The 15,360-nt window shown below is 65.5% G+C and carries 14 protein-coding genes and 1 tRNA gene; 4 read left to right on the forward strand and 11 right to left on the reverse strand.

Annotation, left to right across the window (positions count from 1 at the left end):
• Window positions 1-122: 122 nt before the first annotated feature.
• The 4 genes from IE243_RS14095 to IE243_RS14110 all read right to left on the reverse strand — a co-directional run bounded on the left by IE243_RS14095 (window position 123) and on the right by IE243_RS14110 (window position 4,139).
• Entirely contained in the window at window positions 123-554 is a 432-nt protein-coding gene (locus IE243_RS14095) for a DUF1489 family protein (protein WP_191320038.1), read from the reverse strand.
• Between the two features lie 194 nt (window positions 555-748).
• Window positions 749-2,776 carry an ATP-binding protein gene (locus tag IE243_RS14100; RefSeq protein ID WP_191320039.1) on the reverse strand — a complete coding sequence of 676 codons (2,028 nt, stop codon included), beginning with the start codon at window positions 2,774-2,776 and terminating at the stop codon, window positions 749-751.
• A 191-nt stretch (window positions 2,777-2,967) separates the two neighbouring features.
• Window positions 2,968-3,702, reverse strand: a complete 735-nt coding sequence (locus IE243_RS14105; RefSeq protein ID WP_244643173.1) for an LrgB family protein — start codon at window positions 3,700-3,702, stop codon at window positions 2,968-2,970.
• Window positions 3,699-4,139 carry a CidA/LrgA family protein gene (locus IE243_RS14110; RefSeq protein ID WP_191320040.1) on the reverse strand — a complete coding sequence of 147 codons (441 nt, stop codon included), beginning with the start codon at window positions 4,137-4,139 and terminating at the stop codon, window positions 3,699-3,701. Before IE243_RS14110 ends, IE243_RS14105 begins: the two co-directional genes overlap by 4 nt.
• Before the next feature lie 594 nt (window positions 4,140-4,733).
• Between IE243_RS14110 and IE243_RS14115 the strand changes: the two genes are divergently transcribed.
• The gene (locus IE243_RS14115) at window positions 4,734-5,336 is read left to right on the forward strand and encodes an exopolysaccharide biosynthesis protein (RefSeq protein WP_191320041.1); all 603 of its coding nucleotides are present in this window, start codon (window positions 4,734-4,736) and stop codon (window positions 5,334-5,336) included.
• Between the two features lie 155 nt (window positions 5,337-5,491).
• On the opposite strand, the gene IE243_RS14120 is transcribed toward IE243_RS14115, so the two are convergent.
• The 3 genes from IE243_RS14120 to map all read right to left on the reverse strand — a co-directional run bounded on the left by IE243_RS14120 (window position 5,492) and on the right by map (window position 7,777).
• Complete coding sequence (locus IE243_RS14120; RefSeq protein WP_244643174.1) at window positions 5,492-5,926, reverse strand: DUF5086 family protein; 435 nt, start codon at window positions 5,924-5,926, stop codon at window positions 5,492-5,494.
• A 190-nt stretch (window positions 5,927-6,116) separates the two neighbouring features.
• Window positions 6,117-6,830 carry a RadC family protein gene (radC, locus tag IE243_RS14125; RefSeq protein WP_191320042.1) on the reverse strand — a complete coding sequence of 238 codons (714 nt, stop codon included), beginning with the start codon at window positions 6,828-6,830 and terminating at the stop codon, window positions 6,117-6,119.
• Between the two features lie 140 nt (window positions 6,831-6,970).
• A complete protein-coding gene (gene map, locus IE243_RS14130) occupies window positions 6,971-7,777 on the reverse strand; it encodes a type I methionyl aminopeptidase (RefSeq protein ID WP_280514599.1) in 807 nt (268 codons plus the stop codon).
• Between the two features lie 357 nt (window positions 7,778-8,134).
• Here map and IE243_RS14135 point away from each other — a divergent pair, with 357 nt between their 5' ends.
• Entirely contained in the window at window positions 8,135-9,028 is an 894-nt protein-coding gene (locus IE243_RS14135; RefSeq protein ID WP_191320043.1) for an FkbM family methyltransferase, read from the forward strand.
• Window positions 9,029-9,263: 235 nt separating this feature from the next.
• Here the strand turns inward: IE243_RS14135 and IE243_RS14140 are convergent, their stop codons facing one another.
• Together IE243_RS14140 and lipB are read right to left on the reverse strand one after the other, a co-directional pair.
• A complete protein-coding gene (locus IE243_RS14140; RefSeq protein WP_191320044.1) occupies window positions 9,264-10,871 on the reverse strand; it encodes a carboxyl transferase domain-containing protein in 1,608 nt (535 codons plus the stop codon).
• Window positions 10,872-10,973: 102 nt separating this feature from the next.
• The gene (gene lipB / locus IE243_RS14145) at window positions 10,974-11,756 is read right to left on the reverse strand and encodes a lipoyl(octanoyl) transferase LipB (protein ID WP_191320045.1); all 783 of its coding nucleotides are present in this window, start codon (window positions 11,754-11,756) and stop codon (window positions 10,974-10,976) included.
• A gap of 469 nt (window positions 11,757-12,225) precedes the next feature.
• Between lipB and IE243_RS14150 the strand changes: the two genes are divergently transcribed.
• Window positions 12,226-12,311 (forward strand) — tRNA-Leu (locus IE243_RS14150).
• A gap of 390 nt (window positions 12,312-12,701) precedes the next feature.
• On the opposite strand, the gene IE243_RS14155 is transcribed toward IE243_RS14150, so the two are convergent.
• Together IE243_RS14155 and IE243_RS14160 are read right to left on the reverse strand one after the other, a co-directional pair.
• Window positions 12,702-12,986, reverse strand: coding sequence for a hypothetical protein (locus tag IE243_RS14155; protein ID WP_191320046.1), 285 nt, complete (start codon window positions 12,984-12,986; stop codon window positions 12,702-12,704).
• A gap of 497 nt (window positions 12,987-13,483) precedes the next feature.
• Complete coding sequence (locus IE243_RS14160) at window positions 13,484-14,272, reverse strand: AraC family transcriptional regulator (RefSeq protein WP_191320047.1); 789 nt, start codon at window positions 14,270-14,272, stop codon at window positions 13,484-13,486.
• Window positions 14,273-14,438: 166 nt separating this feature from the next.
• Between IE243_RS14160 and IE243_RS14165 the strand changes: the two genes are divergently transcribed.
• On the forward strand, window positions 14,439-15,360 hold a 922-nt coding region (locus tag IE243_RS14165), incomplete at its 3' end, for an MFS transporter (RefSeq protein ID WP_244643175.1).

Raw genomic sequence — 15,360 nt, forward strand, 5'->3', positions numbered from 1 at the left:
AAGGCCCAGGTGCGGTTCTGACCTGAAAAGGTCCGGCCCAAAAATTCAGGTCAGGAACAACGGGCGGCGCAGCACAAAACTGAACGGCGGCCCAAAGGGCCGCCGCGTCGCATCCGGGCGCTTTAAAGCAAACCCAGTTCCGCCAGCTCCCGTTTCATCGCCTCGGGCATGGCGCCGGTATCGGCGCCGCCCGCCAGATCTTCCGGCGCGTCTTTCGACTCCAGATAGCGCCAGCCCTGAAAGGCGCGGTGGCGGCGCGGCTTCACCGCCACCACCGTCTGCTCAAGAACAATGTGGACGCGGCCGACGTCATCGCCGTCGGTGAACGGGCGCAGGTCAAGGATACGCTGCCGGCAGGCGATCTGCCCCTTGATAACCCAGTAGAGCGATCCACCATCCATTTCGGCGCGCCGTTTCGGCATCATTCGCGTGGTGGCGACCTGTTCATAATCGACGCCGCCGCTGCGGGCAGCCATGGCGTTGGCGGCGATCCAGCCTTCCAGGTCCTGGATCGAATCGCAGCCAACACACAGTTTGATCAGATTGAGAGACATCCATTTCGCCATGCAGAGCCGTCGCGTCGCGAGGGCTCCGGTTTCGGGTCCAGCATCTGGCGTCGCAGTTGCCGCCGGGGCCCTGCGCCAAAGCATCGTCTGACCAGAAGGAATATCCGGTCGATCAGAATTTGCTCAAAACAGGAAAACATGGGGCTGCATCCGATCCACGTTGGTCGGAAAAACCACCAGCCTCACTCCGCCAGCATGATAACTGCCGCGCCTTCCGCCACCTGCTGACCGACGCTGGCGCGCACCTCTGCTATGACGCCGGCCCTGGGCGCTGTCAAAGGGTGCTCCATCTTCATCGCCTCCACCACGGCGAGACGTTGCCCCTTGGTCACCTCAGCGCCGGGCTCCACCAGCACCGCGATAATCTTGCCGTGCATCGGCGACTTCACCACGCCGCCCGCATCACCGACATGGTCGAGATCGACGGTGAAGGGATCAAAGGGCGCGACCGTCACCTGCCGCCCCTGGCTGATCACCAGTTGCCTGGCGTGGGCGCGCACCGCGACCGCCCCGTTGGCGAAGGCAACCACCCCATCCGCCTCCGCCCCCCTGGCGTCCGCAGCCTTGAGGTCCGCAATCCTGGCCTCCCCGCCGTCCACCGTCACGGCAAGCCCGCCATCGCCCCAACGCACTTCCGCGATGGCCTTCTCGCCATCCGCCGTGATCTGACGCCGCACCGTGCGTGCGCCGAGCAACTGGAAGGCCGGGCGCCCGCCTTGCAGCGACGCCCAGGGATCAGCCCACCCCGCCGCCGCCGGAGCGCCGCCCGCCTGCAACTGCAACGCCAGAACGCCGGCCGCCACGGCGGCGGCGTCTGGCGCGGGCGACGGCGAGCCGGCCGGCAACACGCCAAGCTCTTCCATATGGGCGTCGATGAAGCCGGTGTCGAAAGCTCCGGCGCGGAAGTCCTCCGCCTCGACCAGCCGCTTGAGGAAGGCGGCGTTGGCGCGCGGCCCGGCGACGCGGGTTTCGCCCAGCGCCCTGGCCAGCCTGTCCAGCGCCGCGGCGCGGGTTGGCCCATGGGCGATGATCTTGGCGATCATCGGATCGTACCAGGACGAGACTTCGCCGCCAGCCTCAACGCCCGAATCCACGCGCACGCCCTCGCCCTGCGGCAGGTCGAGCAGCCAGATGCGACCGGTGGACGGCAGGAAGCCACGCTCCGGGTCCTCGGCATAGAGGCGGGCCTCCACCGCATGACCGTCGATGCGCAGGTCATCCTGAACGAACGGCAGCCGGCCGCCGGCCGCAATCTCGAACTGCAACCGCACAAGATCAAGGCCGGTGATCGCCTCGGTGACCGGATGCTCCACCTGCAAACGGGTGTTCATTTCCATGAACCAGAAGCGGTCTGGCCGCAGGCCGTCGCGCCCGTCGGCGATGAACTCCACCGTGCCGGCGCCGACATAACCGACGGCCCGGGCGGCGTCGACGGCGGCCTTGCCCATGGCGGCGCGCATGGCTTCGGTCATGCCGGGCGCCGGCGCCTCCTCGATCACCTTCTGGTGCCGGCGCTGCAATGAGCAGTCGCGCTCGAACAAATGGACGACATTGCCATGGCTGTCGGCGAACACCTGGATTTCGATGTGACGCGGCGACAGCACATATTTCTCGACCAGCACGCGCGGATCGCCAAACGAGCTGGCGCCCTCGCGCCGGGCGCTCTCCAGGGCCGCGAGGAAATCCTCCGCCGCGTCGACGCGGCGCATACCCTTGCCGCCGCCGCCGGACACCGCCTTGATGAGCACCGGATAGCCAATGGCGTCGGCCTGCTGCTTCAGAAAGGCCGGATCCTGATTGTCGCCGTGATAGCCAGGCACCACCGGCACGCCTGCCTTCTGCGCCAGCGCCTTGGCGGCGTCCTTCAGGCCCATGGCGCGCATGGCGCTGGCCGGCGGCCCCACCAGGGCGATGCCGGCGGCGGCGCAGGCGTCGGCGAAATCCGGCCGCTCCGAGAGAAAACCATAACCCGGGTGGATGCACTGGGCGCCGCTGCGCTGCGCCGCCGCGATAATCCGGTCGATCCGCAGGTAGCTTTCGGCGGCGGCGGCAGAACCGATGCAGATCGCTTCATCCGCCTGGCGAACGAACGGCGCGTCCCGATCCGCTTCCGAATGCACGGCGATCACCCGCAGGCCAAGCGCCCGGGCGCTGCGAGCCACGCGGCAGGCGATTTCGCCCCGGTTGGCGATCAATACGCTGTCGAACACGCTGGTGCCTCCTGCCGCTTCCACCTGAAGCCGGCGAACAGTACCGCAGCGTACCAGGCTTTCCAAGCCTGCCTTTCGTCTCGTTTTCCTGGAGCATTTCCGGTGAAAACCGGTTCACATAAAATGCTCCATCGCTTTCATTTGGCGCATTTTCTCCATGAAAAGCGGCCTCCACTTTTCTCGAAAATGCTCTAGCGAAACAACGCCGCCAGAGCCGGCAGCAGCAACGCCGTCAGCATGCCATTCAGCGCCATGCCGACGCTGGCGAAGGCGCCGGCCACTTCGCTGGCCTGGAAGGCCCGCGCAGTGCCGATGCCATGCGCCGCGAGCCCCATGGCGAAGCCCCGGGCCGCCGGATCGCGAATTTTCATGGCGTCGAACAGCGGCCGGCCGATCATCGCGCCGAGAATGCCCGTAGAGACCGTCGCGACCATCGCCAGCGCCGGCAGGCCGCCGATGACCTCGCCCACGCTCATGGCGATCGGCGCCGTCACCGATTTTGGCGCCAGCGACGCCAGCAGCAATGGAGAGCCGCCCAGCGCCCATGCGAAACCAACGGCCGTCACGATCGCCGTCAGGGCCCCAACGATGAGCGCGACGACGATCGGCAGCAGCGCCCGCTTCACCAGCGCAATGTTCTCGACCAGCGGGATCGCCAACGCCACCGTCGCCGGCCCGAGCAGGAAATGGATGAACTGCGCCCCGCGAAAATAATCGTCGTAGCGCGCGCCAGTCAGCCAGAGCGTGGCGCTGACCAGCGCCACCGAAATCATCACCGTGTTGGCCAGCGGATGGTTGCCGGTTTTGCCGGCGATCCACGTGGCGACAACAAACGCGCCGAGCGTCAGCGCGATCCACGCCAGCGGCGCCTGCTCCGCCCAGGTCAGAAGCAGCATCAGGTTCTGGTGAACATCGGCTCCGGTCATGGCGCGCCTCCGCCAGCGCGCTCTCGCCCTGCATGCTCTTGCCCTGGATGCTCTTGCCCTGCATGCTCTTGCCCCATGCGGCGGCGTTCCTGCCAGCGGCTGGTCGCCACGAACGCCCAGGACGTCGCCACAAGGGTGATCACGACCGAAGCCAGCAGGGCCGCCACCATGGCTGTGGTCTGTCCCGCCACCACCTTGCCGAGGCTGATCACGCCGACGCCCGCAGGCACGAACAGCAATGACAGCACGCCGATCAATGAGCGGCTGGCATGGACAAGGCTTTTGGGCGTCCGGCCACGCAGGGCGAGGAGGATCGCGGTCATCATCAGCAAACCGAGCACGGCCCCCGGAAGCGGCAACCGCAACAGGCGCGACGCCGCTTCTCCGGCCAGCTGGCAGAGCAACAGGGCCAATAGTCCGGGCAAATAACCTGTCATCGCGTCACCATGGCGTTCCCGGCGGGAGGCTGGATGGAGCGTCGCCATTGGTCTGACGCCCGCCATCCAGACGGCGAGCGAATGCCGGAGCGGCAAGACCAACGCCAACGTACTGATTTTATAACGGCCCACATGAATTTGGCATTTGCGCCCGACGTCACGTGCGGCCGGATGCAAACGCCAGATCCGTTGTCCCGGGGGATATGTTCTGGTCAAAATCCTCGGGCGCTTCCCTGACGGGCCACGCCAGTCTGCGACGGCCTGCCCGCGATGGTCCGCCCGCGACAGTCGCCCGGGACAGTCTGCCCGGGACAGCGACTCACCGAACCGGGCTCTGGAGGGTATAGCGTCTCACGCAGGCAAATGCGCGCCAGCGGCTGCGGCGAAACCCCGCCGCGCATGTCGCGCGAAACGCGCCGCCGCAGCGTCCCCCCGGCGACGTTTTCGCGCGGCCGTCCGACATGATTGCGCCGGATTTTCACGAGACATGGATGCTTGGGCTACAAAGGTGGCCCACCAACGCCATCCCCGTTGGCCAGAGTCCGTATCCAGGCTAAACAGCTGCTTCAGATCGACAACCCTTCGGCAGAATCCTTGGACACCAGGCAACGCACCTCCGACGTCCTGATCGCGCTCGCCGGAGGCTCCAGCGAGCGTGTGTCCGTGGGCGAAATTGTCGGTTCGCTCCGCCAGCAGGCGTTTGCCCTGCTCGTCGTGGTGCTGGGGCTACCCAATTGCCTGCCCATGCCGCCGCCTATCCCGCTGATTTCCGGCCTGTTGCTCGGCTTCGTCGCCGTGCAGATCGCCATTGGCATGAACACGCCCTGGCTTCCCCCGACGCTGCTGCGCAAGACCGTGGCGCGCTCGGACGTAGCCCGCGCCATCGCCCGGGCCCTGCCAGCGGTTTACCGGCTCGAACGTATCTCGCGCACGCGGCTGGCGTTCTTCAACAAACCATGGGGCATGCGCATCACTGGCGTGTTGCTGTTCCTGATCGCCGCCGGCCTGCTGGTGGCCCCGCCGTTCATCGGCCAGATTCCGCTCGGCTTCGCCACCTGCCTGGTTGGCCTCGGCCTGGTGGAGCGTGACGGCGTGATGGCGGTCAGCGGCATCACTTTCGGCGCGATTGGCATCGCCCTCAGCCTCAGCTTCGTCGTGGCGATCGTTGGTGGCCTGGCGTCGCTGTTTGGATTCTGACGCATGGGGCATTTTCGGTGAAAACCAGTTCGCCAAAATGCTCCATCTGTTCCGTTTGATGCATTTTCTTTACGAAAAGCAGGCTCCACTTTTTTCGAAAATGCTCCACCGCCTCCCGCCAGGGCGGTTTCCATTCCATGTGGGCAGCAAACCGCTCATGGATTTCCTGTTTTGAGCGCTTTCTCACCAATACATGCGAGAATATTGCTGCGGCACACCGGCGTCGCGCGCCGCGTTTCCGCGTCTTCCCGCCAATGCCTCCAGGCCATGCGAAACTCCACGTCCTTGTAAGACCAGGTTTTCGCCGTCTGCCTGATCCGGCTTGCCGCCAGCGCCTCCGGCGTCACCACCAGATGGTCGGCCAGCTCGCGAAAAACCCAGGGGCTGGTTCCCTTGCGCTTCTCGAAGACCCGGGCGTGGACGTACGGGTCGTCCGCACGCGCTTCCCGGTATACGGCCGCCCACCGCGTCACTGTCGGAGTTACGGAAAGCACCACGTCCTCCACGCCGCCTTGCGCCAGCGCCGGCAACGCCGCCACACAGGACAGGGCCGCCAGAAACGTCAGACCGCTTCGCTCAAAACCCGGCACATGTCCTCCCCAACAACTGCGGCCATCGCCTTCCAATATATGAAATGGCGCCCATCCCGGACCGCCATGCTTGCGCATGTTGATCCAGCGCCGCCCCCCGGGCAAGGCTGACGCCACGCCATAACCTGCAATGCGTCGGGCCAGGGTCTCTCTCGCCCGCGACAGGCCGAACCTGCGCCAGAACCGCGTCTCAGGCAGCGTCCGGCTCCAGCAGGCGCAAACCGCGCATGCTGGCGTGGCCGTTGCGACCAACGATGATGTGGTCATGCACGGTGACGCTGAGCGGCGCGGCGACGCGCATGATTTCCCGTGTCATGCGGATGTCGGCGGAAGATGGCGAAGGATCGCCAGAGGGATGGTTATGGACGAGAATGATGGCGGAGGCCGACAGCTCAAGCGCCCGACGCACAACCTCACGCGGGTAGACCGGCGTGTGATCAACAGTGCCGCGCTGCTGCTCCTCGTCGGCGATGACGGCGTTGCGCTTGTCGAGAAACAGCACGCGAAAATCCTCGCGTTCGGCGAAAGCCATCACCGTCCGGCAATACTCCAGCACCTGGGACCAGGAGGCAAGCACGGGTCGCTTCGCCACCGCGCCACGGGCCAGACGTCCACCCGCCGCCGCCACGATCTTCAGATCAAGCGCGACCGCTTCAGAAACACCCTCCACCTCGGCCAGCAACCGGGGCGGCGCGGCGATCACTTCCGCGAACGAGCCGAAGCGCGCCACCAGCGCCTTGGCCAGCGGCTTTACATCCCGCCTGGGGATGGACCGGAACAGCAACAGCTCCAGCAGCTCGTAATCTGGCAAGGCCTCGGCGCCGCCATCGCGGAAACGCGCGCGCAACCGGTCGCGGTGACCGTAATGATGCGGCGGATCGACAGCGGCCAGCTTCCCGGTCATCCCGGCCCTCACGCCATGCTCCCCGAACGCGCTGATCCGGAGGCTGCCCCAAACCTGCGTTGTCTTTTGCAGGAGAACGCTCCGGCGCACGAAGTTCAGGTCAGTGAATCAAACCTGGCCGCCAGAGTCATTGTCTGAGTTTACTTTCCCAATATTGCTGGCGGCTTGTCCAGCCCTGCCGGGGATTTGGTGAAAATTTCCACGCCGGTTTCGGTAACGCCGACCGAATGCTCGAATTGGGCCGACAGGGAGCGGTCGCGCGTCACCGCAGTCCAGCCATCCGACAGCACCTTCACCGCCGGTTTGCCGAGATTGATCATCGGCTCGATGGTGAAGAACATGCCCGGCTTCAGCTCCGGCCCCTCGCCGCGACGGCCGAAGTGCAGAATCGACGGATTGTCGTGGAACACTTGGCCGAGGCCATGACCACAGAAATCCGTCACCACGGAACAGCGCTCACTCTCGGCGTATTCCTGAATGGCGGCGCCGATATCGCCCGTGGTCGCGCCCGGCTTCACCGCCGCCAGGCCGCGCTGCAGGCACTCATACGTCACGTCGATCAGGCGCGCCGCCTTGCGCGGGATCTCGCCAACCGCATACATGCGGCTGCTGTCGCCGTGCCAGCCGTCGACGATCACCGTCACGTCGATATTGATGATGTCGCCTTCGCGCAGCGGCTTGTCGTTGGGCATGCCATGGCACACCACGTGATTGATCGACGTGCAGCAGGAAAAGCCGAAACCACGGTAGTTGAGCTGCGCCGGATATCCCCCGCGCTCCAGGCCGAACGTGCGCACCCAGTCATCAATCTGCAGCGTGGTGACGCCGGGATTGACGCGTCCCACCAGCATATCGAGAATTTCCGCGGCAAGCCGGCCGGCCTTGCGCATGCCCTCGAAGTCAGCTGGTTCGTGCAGTCTGATCTGTTCCGTACGCCGCCTGGCCACCAGCGCGCCCTCTCTGTTTCATTCCGGACATCCCCCGGATGCACCCCCCCGCGCGACGCGTCAAGCCACAGATCGGGCCGGTGTTTTTCCGGAGCGCGCCATGGTCAGGCCGCCGGCCTTATTTTGCACCCCATGGCGGAGCAGTGTATGGACCATAAATCGCCCCGTCCGGCGGCGCGCCCCGCGTCTTCCGGATTGATGTTGGAGCCTTTTCCGGCGGCGACGCCGGAAAAGGCTCCAACTTTTTGTTAGACGTGTTTTCCGGCGGCGGAGCATTTGCTTCGTCAGAAAACGCCCTGGCGCTCCACGCTGGCTGGCTCCAGCCACGGGCCCCAAATTGAAGCGGTTGTTGTGACCATGACCGAGTCCACCCGGCAGGCATCCTCCAGACAGGCAGGCGCCGCCGACCCTGCCGACAGCTTCGGCGCCTTTGCGCCTGGCGCCCTGACCCGCGCCGTGCTCGGCGTCACCCGCAAGGTGCCTGAAACCTGGGCCGGACACCGCCTCGCGCTTGCCCTGCGCAAGCTGGCCATCCGCTCACTGAAGGGGGCGCCGGTGGACGTGGAGGCGCTTGGCGCCCGCATGCGCCTCTATCCGTATCGTAATGTGTGCGACAAGAAGGTGCTGTTCACGCCACAGTTCTTCGACCCGCAGGAGCGGGCTATCCTCGGCCGCCACGTGGAGGAAGCGCGGAGCGCCTCCAGGGGGTTCCGCTTTATCGATATTGGCGCCAATATCGGCGCCTATTCGGTTTACGTTGCGGCGCTTGCAGGTCCTGAAGCCCGCATTCTCGCCGTCGAGCCACAGCCGGATATTTTCGAACGCCTTACCTTCAATATCCGCCAGTGCCCGTGGCCGACGGTCAAGGCCATCGCCTGCGCCGTCGCCGACAAGTCTGGGGAGCTGACCCTGTTCCTCGACCCTGACAACAGCGGCGAGTCGAGCCTGAAAGTGCTGGCCTCCAGCTCCGCGCAGAACATCCGCGTCGCCGCCGTGCCGCTGCTGCAGTTGCTGGCCGAAGAAGGTTTTGACCGCGTCGACGCCATGAAACTCGACGTCGAGGGCGCCGAGGACATTATCCTGGAGCCATTCCTGCGCAATGCCCCGGACGATCTGCTGCCGCGCCTGCTGATCATGGAGGACGGCTCGGATCGCTGGCAGATCGACCTGCCCGCCCTGGTGACGCAGCGCGGCTACCGTCAGGTCCTGCGCACCCGGCTGAATTTCGTCTTCGAGCGCGACCGGGGCTAAGGCCGCCCAGGCTTTTCAGGAAACGGCGCGGACGCCGCCACCGGCGGCGCGCTCACCCAGCCGCATGGCGTCCGGCGCGCGCCGCGCCCCGCAGCCGATCGCGTCATGGCCGGGCCTGTCCCAGCCACCCGCGAAACCGGCCCTGCAGGCGCCTGGAGCGCGACGGCTCGCTGGCGCCCGCCACCAATTCGGGCATGACGGGCGGATGAAATTCGCGCCCACGCCCCGGCGTCCCTCACATGCGGAAAACGCCGAACTTCGTCTCCGGCACCGGCGCGTTCAGACAGGCCGAGAACGCCAGCCCCAACACGTCGCGGGTTTCCGAAGGCAGGATCACCCCATCGTCCCACAGGCGGGCGGTGGCGTAATAGGGATTGCCTTCCACCTCGTACTGGGCGCGGATCGGCGCGCGGAACGCCTCTTCGTCTTCCGGCGACCAAACCTTGCCTTCAGCATCGAAGTTGTCGCGCTTGACCGTCGCCAGCACGCTGGCTGCCTGCTCGCCGCCCATCACCGAGATGCGGCTCGACGGCCAGGTGAACATGAAGCGCGGCGAATAGGCCCGGCCGCACATGCCGTAATTGCCAGCTCCGAACGAACCACCAATCACCAGGGTGATCTTGGGCACGCGCGCCGACGCCACGGCCGTGACCAGCTTGGCGCCGTCGCGGGCGATGCCGCCCGCCTCGTACTGGCGACCCACCATGAAGCCGGAGATGTTCTGCAGGAACAGCAGCGGAATCCGCCGCTGGCAGCACAGCTCGATGAAATGCGCCCCCTTCAGCGCGCTTTCCGAGAACAGGATGCCGTTGTTGCCGATGATGCCCACGGGCATGCCGTGGATGCGGGCGAAGCCGGTGACCAGCGTGGTTCCGTAAAGCTTCTTGAACTCGTCGAACTCCGAACCGTCGACCAGGCGGGCGATAACCTCGCGCACGTCGTACTGCTTTTTCAGGTCGGTCGGAACGAGGCCTTCCAGATCGATGGCGTCATAAAGCGGCGCGACCGGAGCGACGAGGTCAATGTCCGGCCGCTTGACGCTGTTCAGCGTACCGACGATGCGGCGGGCGATTTCCAGCGCGTGATTGTCATCCACCGCGTAATGGTCGGCGACGCCCGAGAGGCGCGCATGCACGTCGGCGCCGCCCAGATCCTCGGCCGAAACCACCTCGCCCGTCGCCGCCTTCACCAGCGGCGGGCCACCGAGAAAGATCGTGCCCTGGCGGCGCACAATGATGGTTTCATCGGACATGGCCGGCACGTAGGCGCCGCCGGCCGTGCATGAGCCCATCACCACGGCGATCTGCGGGATGCCCTGGGCCGACATGTTGGCCTGATTGAAGAAAATGCGCCCGAAATGTTCGCGATCCGGAAACACCTCGGTCTGGTGCGGCAGATTGGCGCCGCCGGAATCGACCAGATAGATGCACGGCAGCCGGTTTTCGGCGGCGATCTCCTGGGCGCGCAGGTGCTTCTTCACCGTCATCGGGTAATAGGTGCCGCCCTTGATGGTGGAGTCGTTGCAGACGATCATCACGTCACGGCCGCTGACGCGGCCGACGCCAGCGATCAGCCCGGCGCCATGAATGGCCTCGCCATACATGCCGTCCGCCGCCAGAGCGCCAATTTCGAGAAACGGCGCGCCCGAATCCAGAAGTCCCGCGACCCGCTCGCGCGGCAGCAGCTTGCCGCGCCCCACATGCCGCTCACGCGCTTTCGGCGGCCCGCCGGCGAACACTGCATCACGTCTGGCCTGCAATTCGGCGCGCAAGACCTCCCAGGCTGCGGCGTTGGCGCGGAAATCCTCGCTCTCCCGGCTGATTGCAGTTTCTAAAATCGGCACGCGCATTCTCCCGTCTGACCCCGCCAGTACTGACGCGTATCGCGCAGAATTCAAGTCCGATTTTGGTTGGAGAATGGTCGCGGCGCCTGCGCGGTCGCCACCTCAGGCGCGCGTGGTCGGCCCGAAAACGCTTTCGAAGCGCTGGCGCAACACGTGATCGACTTCCGGCATGGTCACCGGGATGCCCAGCTCCACCAGGCTGGCGACGCCGTGGCCCTGCACGCCGCATGGCACAATGCCTGAGAAGTGCTCCAGTTCGGGCTCGACGTTCAGGCTGACGCCATGAAACGACACCCAGCGGCGCACGCGGATGCCAATGGCCGCCACCTTGTCCTCACGCATCGTCCCGTCCGCCAGCGGCGCCTTTTCCGGCCGGCGCACCCAGACGCCGACGCGCCCCTCGCGTCGTTCGCCGGTGATATTGAAGCTGGCCAGTGTTCCGATCAGCCAGTCCTCCAGGGCGCAGACAAAAGCCCGCACGTCCGGGCGGCGGCGCTTCAGGTCCAGCATGACATAGACGACCCGCTGACCGGGGCCATGATAGGTGAACTGCCCGCCCCGTCCGGTTTCAAACACCGGAAAACGCCCTGGCGCCACCAGGTCTTTCGCCTTCGCGGATGTTCCGGCGGTGTACAGCGGCGGGTGCTCCACCAGCCAGGCCAGCTCGCGCGCCTCGCCGGCCGCGATGCGGGCGACCCTGTCTTCCATGAAGGCGACGGCGTCGTCATAGGCGACCAGGCCATCGCTCACCAGCCACTCGACCGGCGGCGCGTCAACGCCCGCCTGAAATACGTGCGCCGGCCAGCTGCTGGCGGCGCATGCGGCCGGAGCCGGCGTCGTTGGCAATGCTGGGGGTTTCATGGCGGCGGCGTGTTGATCGACCATTCCGCGCATCTCCTGTGCCTGAAGCGCTCTTGCGCCTGAACCACCCTGGAGCAGGCGTCGGCAGCTTCTGGCCTGCTCCCCCGCCCGAAGGCTCATCCCAAACGGATATATAGATCGCCTGACCCTGCCTGGCCCATTTCAGTCGCGGATCGTGCGCATCCACATGCCCGGCGCGCCTGCGCCGCGCACGCCCATGAAGATAGCCCGCGCGGTTCCTGGCGCGTCCAGCATATCCTTGAGCAGATGTCTGTCTTCGTCCCGCCGAATGCAAGCGCGCGACGCCCCCAACGGGAGCGCCAGGTCCGCCACGCCGCATAACTCACAGCTATGTCCGACTTGTTCACAGCGGCCCCTTGTCGACGCCTGAACCTTCTGTTACACGCCCCTTCATCGACAGCGGACGGCTTCTTTCGCAGACGATCATTCCTCCTCAGGATGATCCAGAAACAGCCCGGAGCGTTGATCACGAGCGGTCGTGGCGGAATGGTAGACGCGCTAGCTTGAGGTGCTAGTCCTGGAAACGGGGTGGAGGTTCGAGTCCTCTCGACCGCACCAATCCCAAGTGATTGGTTGCAAATATTCTTCCTGACAACAAGAGCTTACAGAGTCCCTGCTCTCATACAGGGGACTCACGCATGGCCCTGGTTATGGTCACGCCTTTCAAGGACCCAAAGTCAGGAATGTGGCCGTTCCGGCAGCGCACTCCGCGGGACGTTGTCGGCAGCCTGAGGGGCGCCAGCGCCATCCTTCCCATTGGGGAACAGCCTGGTCACGGCGAAGGTCGGCGACCTTGTCCAGGCCTCCCTCCGCACCAGGGAAACACTACGTCTCATGGTCTGCTGTGGTGGCTGAAAAAGTGCCTCGTGGCTCGGGCCGCAGGACCACCGGGGGAACGCGTAGCACCATCTGGACGTCCACCGCGCTCCCTCGCCTGCCGCCCCTCCGTCAGGTCATCCTGTTTTTGACGGCTCCGACAATCGCCGTCAGGATCGCACCGCCAGCGCCGCCTGAGATAATGTTGGTCACGACGCTGCCGATGCTGAAGTTCCCGCTGGCAAGGGAGGCCTGAACGGCTGGCAGCACCAGCGGAACCAACTGGCCAAGGATGCCGCCTCCGACGAGGCCAGCAATCGTATTGCCGATTACGCCCATGTCGAATGCAGGCGACGCCTTGCCTGCGGCGTTACCGCCCGCCGCGCCCGCGATCAGGTTAATCAGAAGCTGTTCCATGGTGCGTGTCCTTCATTGGCGGATACAGGCCCACGGTCGCGCCGCCTCGCACCCACCGGACCAAAGAAAGATGGCGGGCTAGACGGAAAGTCTAATCCCTGTCTCCATTCCTGCACTAAACAACCCGGTGAACAGCTTAAGTCTACTGCCCAGTTCTTGTGGCCCTTCCGCCCCTTGCCTGTACAATGAAACGTCTCGTCCTGACCCCAGTGGGAAAGCCATCACGGCGACCAGCCTGTCGGCCGATTTTAGCCGATTTCACCCACGGTCGGCGGACCATGAGGACGCGCTCATTGGAATTAAACATGGAGCTATGACCGCGGGATGTGACGGCGATCGCATCCTGCAGCACGTTCGGTCTTGCTGCTCCGCTTCCGGGGTTTCCTTTACGCCTGCCGCAAGACATCGCGACGTAACAGCAACGTCTCTTCCCGCTTCTTCCTGTCTTGACCTCCACGCGCGCTCTTGCGGCGAGGCGCCGTGCAGCCGGCGTTTCGTTACGCCCCCATGTTGCGCCGGGACATGTATGACTGGGGGCTGCTCCCCATGTCCACGCGAAAGGCATGGACAAATGCGGACGTGGAGCTGTAGCCAAGCGCCATTGCCGTCTGGGTCACCGTCAACCCGCCGCCCATCAGTTCGATGGACCTGAACAGACGAAGGCGACGCCGCCAGGCGCGCAGGCTCATGCCGAGTTCCGCCTCAAAACGGCGCGCCAGTGTCCGCGACGACATTCCCAGCATTTTTCCCCACGCCTCGGGCGAGCGCGCATCAGCCGGATTTGCATGCAGCATTTCACAGAGCGCGCCCAGCGCCTTGCCGCGCGGCCAGGGCAAGGCGGTCAGCAGCGGCGCCGCGCGGCGCAACTGATCGAGGATCAGCCCCGCGACCCTGCCCACATAGCCATCATCATCCGCAGCGCAGGCGATCGCCGCCGCCTCAACGATCAGGGCGCGGAGCAAGGACGACACGCTGAAAAGCACCGGCGTCGCCGGCAGATCGGCGCCAGCGCGGCAGGCAATCCACAGACTGCGAAACTCGGCGCCGTGCAGCGAACCAACCCGGTGCATGACGCCGGCCGGCAACCACACCGCCTGCTCCGGCGAAATCACAAACGATCTCCCGTCCACATGCACCGTCAGCACGCCGTCGATCGCGTAAACCAGCTGATGCCAGAGATGGGAATGCTCCGGAAAATAATGGCGGGCCGGAATGGTCTGGGCGCGAACCGTTATCGGGTCCGGCGGCAGCGCTTCTGGAGGAGGCGCAATGGTCTCCCACGACATCGGGCGTTCCTTGTTGGCGGATTCCCGATATAGAATGACGCGCCATCGAAATACAGTCACGGCCGCCAGCAGCTATGATCGGCTGATGCGCCCATGCGGCCCGTGGCTCTCCCGTTGCGACGCCCGCATGACGACTCCGATTTGACTGGCCATTGTCTGGAGCCCCATGACACACGCGAAAAGCAGCCCCCTCGCCGATCTGCCGGAGGCTTCCCCATATCGCTTTGAGCGAAGCAACGTTCTGAAACTGGCCATCGCGCAGGCTCTGGCCGGAGCGAATTCCGTCGTTATCTATGCAACCGGCGCAATCGTCGGACATACGCTGGCTCCCAGCCCGATACTGGCGACGCTGCCGATTTCCATCTTCGTGGTGGGCATGGCGATCTGCACCCTGCCCGCCGGCGCCATCGCCCGCCGCCACGGCCGCATCGCCGCCTTTCTCACCGGCACAGGCTGCGGCGTTCTCGCTGGCCTGCTGGCGGCGCTGGCGGTGACGTATGGCTCGTTCTGGCTGTTCTGCGTCGCCACATTCCTCGGGGGCGGTTATGCCGCCGTCGTGCTGTCGTTCCGCTTCGCGGCCGCCGACTGCGCCCCGCCCGCGCGCCGGCCGCGCGCCCTGTCCACCGTCATGGCCGGAGGCGTGTTTGCCGGCGTGATTGGTCCGCAACTCGTGACCTACACCATGAACATCTGGGCGCCGTACATGTTTGCGGCGACCTTCGTGGCGCAGGCGATTGTCGCGGCCCTGTCCGCGCTGCTGCTGTTCAGCGTCCGGCTGCCGGCGCCAACCGCGGAGGAAATCTCTGGCGGACGCCCTCTCGGCGTCATCGCGCGACAGCCCCGCTTCATTGTCGCCGTCGTCTGCGGCGTGGTTTCCTATCTGCTGATGAATTTTCTCATGACGGCGGCGCCGCTGGCCATGCAGATGTGCGGCCTGTCCCAGACGGACGCAAACCTTGGCCTGCAATGGCACGTCATCGCCATGTACGGGCCGAGCTTTTTCACCGGACAGCTGATCACGCGATTTGGCGTCGCCAGGGTCGTCGCCGCCGGCATGTTGCTGATAGCGGCGGGCGCCGCCGCCGGCC

Source organism: Camelimonas fluminis, assembly GCF_014656355.1.
GTDB classification, from domain to species: Bacteria; Pseudomonadota; Alphaproteobacteria; order Rhizobiales; family Beijerinckiaceae; genus Camelimonas; species Camelimonas fluminis.